General features: G+C 41.8%; 8 protein-coding genes and 1 pseudogene. All 9 read right to left on the bottom strand.

Going from position 1 to position 9,562, the window contains the following annotated elements; translation table 11 throughout:
• Positions 1-31: 31 nt before the first annotated feature.
• A pseudogene (locus tag B2W49_RS05165) lies at positions 32-424 on the bottom strand (transposase family protein); the annotation flags it as partial.
• A 37-nt stretch (positions 425-461) separates the two neighbouring features.
• Positions 462-866, bottom strand: coding sequence for a transposase family protein (locus B2W49_RS05160; RefSeq protein ID WP_125269091.1), 405 nt, complete (start codon positions 864-866; stop codon positions 462-464).
• 470 nt (positions 867-1,336) lie between these two features.
• Entirely contained in the window at positions 1,337-1,741 is a 405-nt protein-coding gene (locus B2W49_RS05155) for a Na+/H+ antiporter subunit G (RefSeq protein WP_180169034.1), read from the bottom strand.
• 11 nt (positions 1,742-1,752) lie between these two features.
• Positions 1,753-2,028: a monovalent cation/H+ antiporter subunit F gene (locus B2W49_RS05150; protein ID WP_111810627.1), complete on the bottom strand. Its 276-nt coding sequence runs from the start codon at positions 2,026-2,028 to the stop codon at positions 1,753-1,755.
• Positions 2,025-2,558: a Na+/H+ antiporter subunit E gene (locus B2W49_RS05145; RefSeq protein WP_291335156.1), complete on the bottom strand. Its 534-nt coding sequence runs from the start codon at positions 2,556-2,558 to the stop codon at positions 2,025-2,027. Before B2W49_RS05145 ends, B2W49_RS05150 begins: the two co-directional genes overlap by 4 nt.
• A 2-nt stretch (positions 2,559-2,560) precedes the next feature.
• On the bottom strand, positions 2,561-4,369 hold the full coding sequence (locus tag B2W49_RS05140; RefSeq protein ID WP_291335154.1) for a monovalent cation/H+ antiporter subunit D: 1,809 nt from the start codon (positions 4,367-4,369) through the stop codon (positions 2,561-2,563).
• The gene (locus B2W49_RS05135; RefSeq protein ID WP_019836072.1) at positions 4,369-4,734 is read right to left on the bottom strand and encodes a Na+/H+ antiporter subunit C; all 366 of its coding nucleotides are present in this window, start codon (positions 4,732-4,734) and stop codon (positions 4,369-4,371) included. The genes B2W49_RS05140 and B2W49_RS05135 overlap by 1 nt, the downstream gene beginning before the upstream one ends.
• 4 nt (positions 4,735-4,738) lie before the next feature.
• Complete coding sequence (locus tag B2W49_RS05130) at positions 4,739-7,576, bottom strand: monovalent cation/H+ antiporter subunit A (protein ID WP_291335151.1); 2,838 nt, start codon at positions 7,574-7,576, stop codon at positions 4,739-4,741.
• 608 nt (positions 7,577-8,184) lie between these two features.
• A complete protein-coding gene (locus tag B2W49_RS05125) occupies positions 8,185-9,558 on the bottom strand; it encodes an AAA family ATPase (RefSeq protein ID WP_291335149.1) in 1,374 nt (457 codons plus the stop codon).
• Between the last annotated feature and the right edge of the window lie 4 nt (positions 9,559-9,562).

Genomic DNA, 9,562 nt, shown 5'->3' with positions numbered 1-9,562 from the left:
CAATAGACTTCCTTCATAAATCATTTTTCAATCAATTTAATAGTTTATCTTTCACCCAATCTAAATTGTATATGCCAGCAAGTAAATTAAACCGCAGGTTTAATCGTTTACGACGATTTCTATATACACAAGATAAAATCTTAAAACATTTCATCCTTCCAAATACATGCTCTACTTGAATTCGTCTACGACCAATCTCTTTATTTAACTTTTTTAATTCAGAATCTAGTTTTTCAGTTTTCTTTGCTTTAGATGGCATGAGGCATCCAAAACCCAATTTCTTTATCCCTAAATAACCCTTATCAACGAGAAAAAAGGGCTTAAATTTTAATTTCCTCATGCTTTTTTTAAATATTTTAAAATCATGCATGCTTCCATGACTTCCACATACACTCAGTATTTCACCTGTTGTATAGTGCATACATAGCTGAAATTTAAAGGTATGTCGCTTTTTTTTACCGCTATACCATTTCTTCTGTTTTTTTTGGACGTTGAACTAATATTTCAGTTGCATCAATCACAACAACTTCCCAATCCACTTCATCTCGATTAGGAAGTTGTTTTGGCAAGTTAAATTTTCCAGAACGGATTAAGGTATCTTCAATAACACGTGTGATACGAATTGCACTCGTTTCAGATACACCGTAACTCATACCAAGATGGAAAAATGTTCGATATTCTCTCCAATATTCTATACATAAGAGCAAACGATCTTCCAACGGTAATTTATGCGGTCGTCCTTTACCAATATGACGGGGTAACTGCTTATTTATCTCGGCCAACATGAGGTTAAATGTAGCCCAACTAACACCGGTAAGCCTACGAAACTTAACGTCTGATAATTTTTGAATATCTTTGAATTTCATCCAAGGATTATCCCTTGAATTAAATAATTTTGCTGATTAATTTAAGATCAAATAAATTGTACGTTTTTTGATTTATGAAGGAAGTCTATTGTATAAGTGGTTGTATATCTTTTTTAATTTATCATTGCTGAAAATTAGTAGAATATCTAAAAGCTTTTTTATTGAAAATTCATTTAGTCCATGACTTTCATTGGGATTAAATAGCCACGCAAAAAATTACTATGACTTATTTCTCTACGGCTTACGCCAAGAATTTCCGAAAAAGATTTTGAATAATAAAAATTTTCTAACTTTTGAGAGCTTGGATCATTTTTAAATCTAATAATTTCAGTACGAATTTGCTCTAACGTAAAATTTTCAGTCATATTTTAAATATTTTTAAGCTACTCATTAAATGTATATGAATGCTAAATCGAATGTGTAATTCATTGCAAGTCTATGATCATAATAATTTTATATAAAATGATCATTCATTTTAAATGATCATTTTTATGATTTACTTTCTTTTCATAAAAGGTACGGCGACGTTGGCGTTGCCACGGTAATGGACGGTCTAAGGTTTCAGGCACATTGCCACTCATCGAACGTAAACGTAAATGCAGTGCTGCCTGTGCCATTAAATTGGCAGAAACAGGCGCGGTAATAAATGCAAATAGGGTGATTAATACTTCTGCAAAGCCAAATCGTCCTTCAAATGCCGCATAAATAATGGCTGCAATTAAGAAACTTCCCAGTCCTAAAGTGCTGGATTTTGTAGGGGCATGCAGTCGCATAAATAAATCGGGCAGGCGAACCATGCCGATGCCGCCCACTAACATGAAAAATGCGCCAATGATTAAAAAGAATGACACTAAAATTTCCATGAGTAATTGCATGTTCATTCTCCTTAATCAATCACATGACCACTGGTGAAATAACGCGCCAGTGCTGCAGTAGACACAAAGCCTAGCATCGCCACCAATAATGCACCTTCAAATAAGGAGGTGGTGCTCCAATAGATACCCAGAACTACCACCAAGCAGGTTGCATTTAAAAATAAGGTATCCAAGGCCAGCAGACGGTCCACAATTGAAGGGCCAATAATCAGACGGTATAGGCACATAAACATGGAAAGCGTGATCGCAACCATGCAGATTCCAAGTGCATAAGGCAGAATCATCATTGCTTATCTCCTGACTGTGCACCAAAAATTTCAATCAGTGGTTTTTCATAACGATTTTTGATGTCTTGAATATCTACACTTTCATCTTCAGTTTTTAAGGCATGTACCAAAATATCGCCACGATCTTGGTCGATACCGGCAGTGACCGTGCCCGGTGTGGTGGTAATGATCATCGCCAAAATACTGTTGACCTGTTCGTGTTGTGTTTCGAGAGGGACACGGAACCATTTTGGCTGCATGCGATCTGTCGGGCCAAGTACCAGTTTAGCCACACGAATATTAGAAATCATAATATCCCAGACCACTACAAAGAATAGGCGACTGGCTGCAGTCCAATTGATGTCTGGTGTACGCGTGATAAAGGGCTGGATCAATTTAGGAATTAGTAGTGCTAGGACTAGTGCCATCAATAGATTCCCTGCAGAAACACTATGCGCCAACATCAGCCAACTCAGTGCCACCAATACAGATACAAATGGGTGGGGCAGCAGGTTGTCCCAAAACGAAGTTTTCGATGTCGTTTTTTGCATGTTTAGGGCTCCGCAGGTTTGAGTTGAGTATCGCTAGGTTGCTGCGCTTCCTCACGGTTTTGCTGTTGAATTTGACGTTGTTTATAGTCAGAAATATGTTCACCTTCCAAGGTATTTGGATGAATCACGTATGGAATTAAATGTGCATTGGCATCGATTGCTTCGCCACCGTACTTGGTTTCAGGTAAGTACAATGGATCATAAGGTTGTACGCTAATCACATTTCCAGTACGGTCTTTTTTCAGAATCAATGCTTCATAGGCCGCATTATGTTGAATTTGCTGTGCAGTATTCAGCATATATTGCTGAATTGGATTGGCAAATACCACGTACAACACTAAACCCGTCAGGAGCAAATAAATGACACGGTCATTGCGGGGCGGAGCAATTGCAGGCAATGTCTGATATTCATCATAGGCTTTAGTTTGTATATCATCTTCAGGTTTGGTCGCGCGCCAAAATAAAATAAAGCCGACACGGGTGAACGCAATAATACTGAGCAAGCTGACCAAGAGAATGATGCCAATAATCCAGCCTTGATGTGCCATATTGGCAGTAGCTTGTAAAATAAAGACCTTGCCCAAAAAGCCACTAAACGGTGGTAAGCCCGCCATCATTAAGGCAATCATGAAGTACGTGATAGCCAGTACTTTATGTTGCTTCATTTGCGGGGCAATGTTGAAGTGATCTTTAAATGCGCCACGTTGAGAGGTAATCCAACCGCACAGCAAATAGAAAGCCGCTGCAATTAAGGTACTGTGTACCATGTAATACAGTGCAGCTGACCATGCCTGTGTGTTCAGCATTGAAATAGCAATCAGGATGGTACCAATTGAAGACAGCATCATAAAACCGACAAAGCGACGTAAGCGCTCTGCACCAATCGCGCCAATGACCCCATACAGTGAGGTAATCAGACCAATCGGCAATAACCAGTCTTGTAGGATTTTATGGCTCAGTTCATCATCAAATACGGTTCCATTGACCCGTAAAATCGCATACACACCGACTTTGGTCATGATGGTGAATAAGGCTGCCACAGGAGTTGTTGCCACAGCATAGGTTTTAGGTAGCCAAAAACCGACAGGAAGCATGGCAGCTTTAATACCAAACACCACAAATAACAGTAAGCCACCTGCCACCGCAATTTTATGTGCATCAGCATCGAGTAGGGGAATCAGGTGAGCCACATCGGTCATGTTTAAACTGCCGACACTGCCGTAAATCATCCCCAAGCCAATCAGGAAGAGGGCAGAGGCTAAGAGGTTAATGGTGACGTAATGAATCCCGAGTTGAAAACGCGCTTTGCCTTGACCGTGCAATAACAGCACATACGAAGCTAGCAGTAATACCTCAAAGAATACGAACAGGTTAAATAAGTCACCTGTGAGGAATGCACCGCAAAGTCCCATGAGCAAGAAATGCACCATGGTGTGAAAATAGCGACCACGCTCATCCCATTTTTTGCTGGAAAACCAGAGCAATGGCATGGCAAGTGAATAAGTCAGTACCAACATGAGGGCAGACAATTGATCTAGCACCAAAACAATGCCAAATGGTGCGGCCCATTCGCTCAAATTATAAATAATAATTTGTCCGCTGCTGACTTGGATTAAATAGCTGATCGCAGTGATTAAACCGAGCGTGGCAGAGATTTGACTAATGCCACGACGCCATGGCTGACGCCAGTCACGTGAGAGTGAACCAAAGCCCGGATTACCTAATAGCACCAAAATAAATGCGGTAAAGGTTGGAATTAAGATGCTAAAGATAGGTGAATGCTGTAGCCAAAATTGGAGGAAATCAGTCATTATGGCTCATCCTCACGTGGGTCAAGCAGTGGATATTCTTCTTTGGCATCAACGTGGTCTGTCCCTGTTTCATAACGGCTACGCAGCGCCAATTGCACAATAAATGCAGTGGTGGCAAAGCCAATCACAATTGCAGTTAACACCAAGGCTTGCGGTAATGGGTCAGAGACTTTCGCGGCTTCAGTCAAAATTGCAGGCGCATTGGTCTGAATACGCCCCATACTAAATAAGAAAATATTGACTGCATAACCAATCATCGCTAAACCCAAAACAACAGGAAAGGTACGGGCACGTAAAATTAAATAAATCCCTGTCGCGACTAACATCCCAATGGCAGACGCAATTAAAAACTCGATACTAATCATTGCATTATTCCTTTGGAAGTGGGCCAGACATGCCTGAGTGACGTGAATCGCCCAAGACCGAAATCATCAACATAACCGCGCCAACCACTGTGACATACACGCCCACATCAAATAAGGCGGCTGAAGCGAGGTGCATTTCACCAATGATTGGAGGATTGACATAAATATGTGCGCTAGTGAGGAAAGGACGTCCCCAGAACCATGCGGCAAGACCTGTCAGACCTGCAATGCTTAAACCCACACCAATCCAAATCTCGTATAAACGTCCAGATTTGGCTTTGAGCATTTGTTCGGTCTGGTCTTGACCAAGCGCAATGTATTGGATGATTAGTGCCATTGCGGTAATTAAACCAGCAATAAAGCCTCCACCCGGTAAGTTATGACCGCGCAAGAAAATATACAGACTGACCACAAGGGCGATAGGTAAAATCCATGAGGCGGTAATACGCAGCATCAACGGTGAAGGATTAAAGCGGTAGGTTAAACCTTGCGTCATGATAGTGCCGTGTGCACGCATACCATCCATTAAACACAGCGTACCAATCGCGGCAATGCCCAAGACGGTTATTTCACCAAAGGTATCGAAACCACGGAAGTCTACCAAAATGACGTTGACCACGTTGGTTCCGCCACCGAGAGGAATGGATTGCTGATTAAAGAACCATGAAATTGAATTATGGTCGCGGGTCATCACCAACCATGCAATCCAGCCGATACCAATGCCGCCACCAATCGCAATCAAGGCATCTCGCCAGCGACGTGAGCGGCTTGATTCATAAGGGGTTAATTGTGGGAGCAGGGAGAGACTCATCAGCAATAAAACAGTGGTGACGACATCAACCGTGATTTGGGTTTGTGCCAAGTCAGGTGCAGACAGTCCGACAAATATCATGGTGACAACCAAGCCTACTGCACCGCTGATTAAGACAGCTTTGATGCGCTCATGGTGGAACCACAGCATCATCCAACAGGCAGAGAACAGCAATAACCATAAAACAATGGCAATTATAGGTGCATGTGTGAGTTCGCGTGTGCCAGTTGTTAAGCCCTGATTGAATAATGGTAGGGCGACTATGAATACTGTAAAGACAATGATCCACACTAAATAGCTTTGCAGTGAACCATTTTCAGTTTTACGTTTGATTTTGCGTGAAGCTTGTAGCAAATGTTTTAAGAATAATTCAAAAAGCAGTTTGCCTTGGAATTGACCTAAATGTGGATCGAGGTCAATTTCACGAATTTTTCCACCTTTGGCAAGCGAGAAATAAAAGATGATCCCGCCAAGCAAAGCAATTGTACTCATCAGTAAGGGAAGATTGAACCCATGCCAAATGGCCAGATGTATGCCTTCAAACTGCAATAGTTGGGTACTGGCACGAGTCGTACTATTAACGATATGCTCGACCAATAAGGCAGGCATTAAGCCGACTAAAATACATAAAACCGCCAATAAAGTCGCGGGTGCGCGCATGCCAAATGGAGGCTCGTGCGCTTCTTTATTCGGTACATTTTTACCAATAGGACCATCAAAGAAAACGCCGTGTACCAAACGTATTGAATAGGCCACTGCAAAAATACCAGCCAGTGTAGCAACAATTGCAGAAACCAACAGTACAGGGCCAGATAAGTTTGCTACCAGTTCGGTAAAGAACATTTCTTTAGACAAAAAGCCGTTGGTCAACGGTACGCCAGCCATAGAAGCCGCGGTAATCATGGTGAGGGTAGCGGTAAAGGGTAGCAGTTGCCATAAGCCACTGAGTTTACGTAAATCACGTGTGCCTGATTCGTGGTCGATAATTCCCGCAATCATAAACAGTGCCGCTTTAAAGGTGGCGTGGTTGATGATATGGAAAATGGCTGCAGCCACTGCCAACGGTGAACCAATGCCGAGTAAACACATGATCAGACCTAAATGACTGATGGTGGAATATGCCAATAAGCCTTTTAAATCTTCTTTGAAAATGGCAAAGAATGCTGCCATACAGAGCGTAAACAGACCAATAAAGGTGACTAGGTTGTGATATAACGCTGCGCCTGCAAAAATTGGCAATAAGCGCGCCAGCAAGAAAATCCCTGCTTTGACCATGGTTGCCGAATGCAGATAGGCAGAAACAGGCGTGGGTGCAGCCATGGCATTCGGTAGCCAGAAGTGAAACGGAAATTGCGCACTTTTAGTAAATGCACCCAATAAAATCAGCAATAAGGTTGGCACAAATAAATCATGACTTTGAATTTGTTCAGTCATCATTAAGATTTGGTCAATTTGATAGGTGCCTGTGATTTGCGCCAATAACACAAAACCACCGAGCATGGCGAGTCCACCCATGCCTGTAATGGTCAGTGCCATACGTGAGCCGCGTTGTGCCGCTTCGTAATTGCTCCAATAACCCACCAATAAGAAAGAGGAAATACTGGTCAGTTCCCAAAACGTCAGCAACAAAATCAGGTTATTGGATAGCGAAATTCCCAACATGGCAGCCATAAACAGCATGAGGAGAACATAGAGTTTACTGAGCGAGTTTTGCGGACTTAAATAATAATAGGCATAAATAAAGATGAGTGTGCCGATCCCTGTGATCAGCAAGGAGAATAATAAACCAAGCGCATCCAGACGAAAGCTTAAATCAATCCCCAATTGTGGCAGCCAAGACCATGTTTGAATGATCGTTTCGCCATTAAAGACTGCTTTTGCTTGGGTCAGGAGTAGAATAAGACTACTCAGACTGACGCCAATCGCCCCTAAAGCCGTTACCCCGCGTGAAAATTGTTTCAGCCACGAGACAAGGGTTGTGCCTAGTACTAACGGTAACAATATAATAATCGGTAGCACACTCATATCCATTGTCGTGAATAGGTTGAAAACCTAAAGGGTGAATCTTATCTTCCAAGGATTACAGGACAGCAACACACCATCCAAAAGATTCAATCTTGAAAGTCAATCAGTTGTGTCAGTAAACACGTGGTCTATAGTTTTGATGAGCGTATTGTCGCAACTTAAACTCAAAACAAGATCATGCAAAAATAATTTTACATGGCTAGGCGGCTCAAGCAGCAAAAATATGCTGATCTTTCGCTGAAGATTCAGCGAATAAGGTTGTGCTGGTTTGGTTAAAGCTGTGTTAAAAATATTTAGATACGTCAATCTACAACCTAGTTGAACTATGGATGAAGTTGATCTGCATCTGCTGCATTTTTGTTTACAGCACTCACCGTGTTTGAAAGGTCAATAGACACTATTCAAGGTATAAATAAGTTGTATTGCGCAACTTTAAAAACTACAGCAAAATCGGATTTTACTATAAAAGTTCAAAATTAATCTGATTTTATTACATGAATAAAACAACATCAATTTTTTTTGCATACAGCAAAGTCATTATATACCGTCTGTTATAGGTGGGATAAAGTATTTCCTTGCTTTTTGCCCAAGTATGCGTTGAAAGACTTCGGCAATTAAGATTCAGGCAATTGATCAGGTGTTGGCTCACTATCCAATTGCTGTAAGCGTTGCAGCAATTCCTGTTTTTGTTCGGCAGTTAAATGGTTTTGAATCTGCTGCAAAATTTCAGCCGTGCCTAATTGTGTTGGGTTTTGTTCTTGTAGGCTGACGTCTTCTGTCGTGTGAGTGGTTTCTAGCACATCAGCATAAATTTCTGCAAACTGCGGTTGTAAACTTTGCCATGCGATGGGATGCAGCTGTTGATGTTCCAGTTTTAAACATTGAAAGCGTTCCGCTTGTTCCAAGAGTTCGCTGCGGTTGCCTGTGGCAATAATTTGTAAGCGCGGAAAAGCTTGATGTAAACGGGTCAGTATTTGTGCGGCCTGTTGTTGATCGAGCTGATGATCAATCTGGTCAATCAACAAAATACCATCTCCCTCGCGACACGGATACAAACTGTTTGGGTTTAGCAAACAGAGGCGACGTACAATATCGCCTACCAGAGCAATCCAGTTGCGCTGACTGTTCGATAGTTGTTGATACAATAACTGTTTACCCTGACAACGCACCATGAGTTGTAGCTTTGGTAAATATTGCAGATAAATATCTTCAATTTCAGGCAGTACAATTTGTAAGGCATCTTTGAGTGCTTGCAAACTTGGTGCATGCATTTGTGAGTAAGCATGTAACAGCGACTGATTTAGTGCCTGTGGCAACTCACTTTGCTGTTGCTGATACAGCTTGTGTAGCAATTGTGCACTTTTGGCATTTTCAATATCAGAAATTTCCCGCAGCCATTCAAAAAAACGTGTAAAAGTCGTGAATGGAATCGCGGCAATTTCGTAGGCATGTCCAGGTTGTAAAATCAGCGGATTATTTTTATTGAGTAAATTAACTTCATTCACGAAGCGTTCTGCAGGGTAGTAGGCAATCAGCGGTAGACCTTGCATCGGGTCATGTTTAATGGCGTGTTGATAGAGCTGCACCATTTTTTCAAGCTTGGCGGTTTCTGCTTTGCTGACTCCCACGCCACTACTATTTAGGGTTTTATATAATTGCCAGTCACAATGGTGGGTACTTTCAAGTTGCATGTTACTTGATTCAGCCAAACTGCCTATTTCTGCTGGAATTTCCACACAAATATCAATTTTAGCTTGAAGGCGATTGAACAAAATATCTTGATCTTGCATCACCAAGCCCGCAGTGCGTAAGTCTTTATAGCGAGCGGCAAACCAAGTCAGTGCTTGATAACTAAACCTTAACAGCGAGGTTTTTCCTGCGCTTTGATCGGCCAAAATAAGCGTGATGGGCAAGTCGTGATAATTGAGTTCGAGTTTTAGGTCTGCAAAATGGGTGATGTGTCTGAAATGAACCGATGTAATTTTCATAGCG

The organism is Acinetobacter sp. UBA801, from assembly GCA_002296655.1.
Classification (GTDB): domain Bacteria; phylum Pseudomonadota; class Gammaproteobacteria; order Pseudomonadales; family Moraxellaceae; genus Acinetobacter.
The sequence above is the reverse complement of the archived record's forward strand: the minus strand, read 5'-3'. Positions and strand labels throughout refer to the sequence as shown.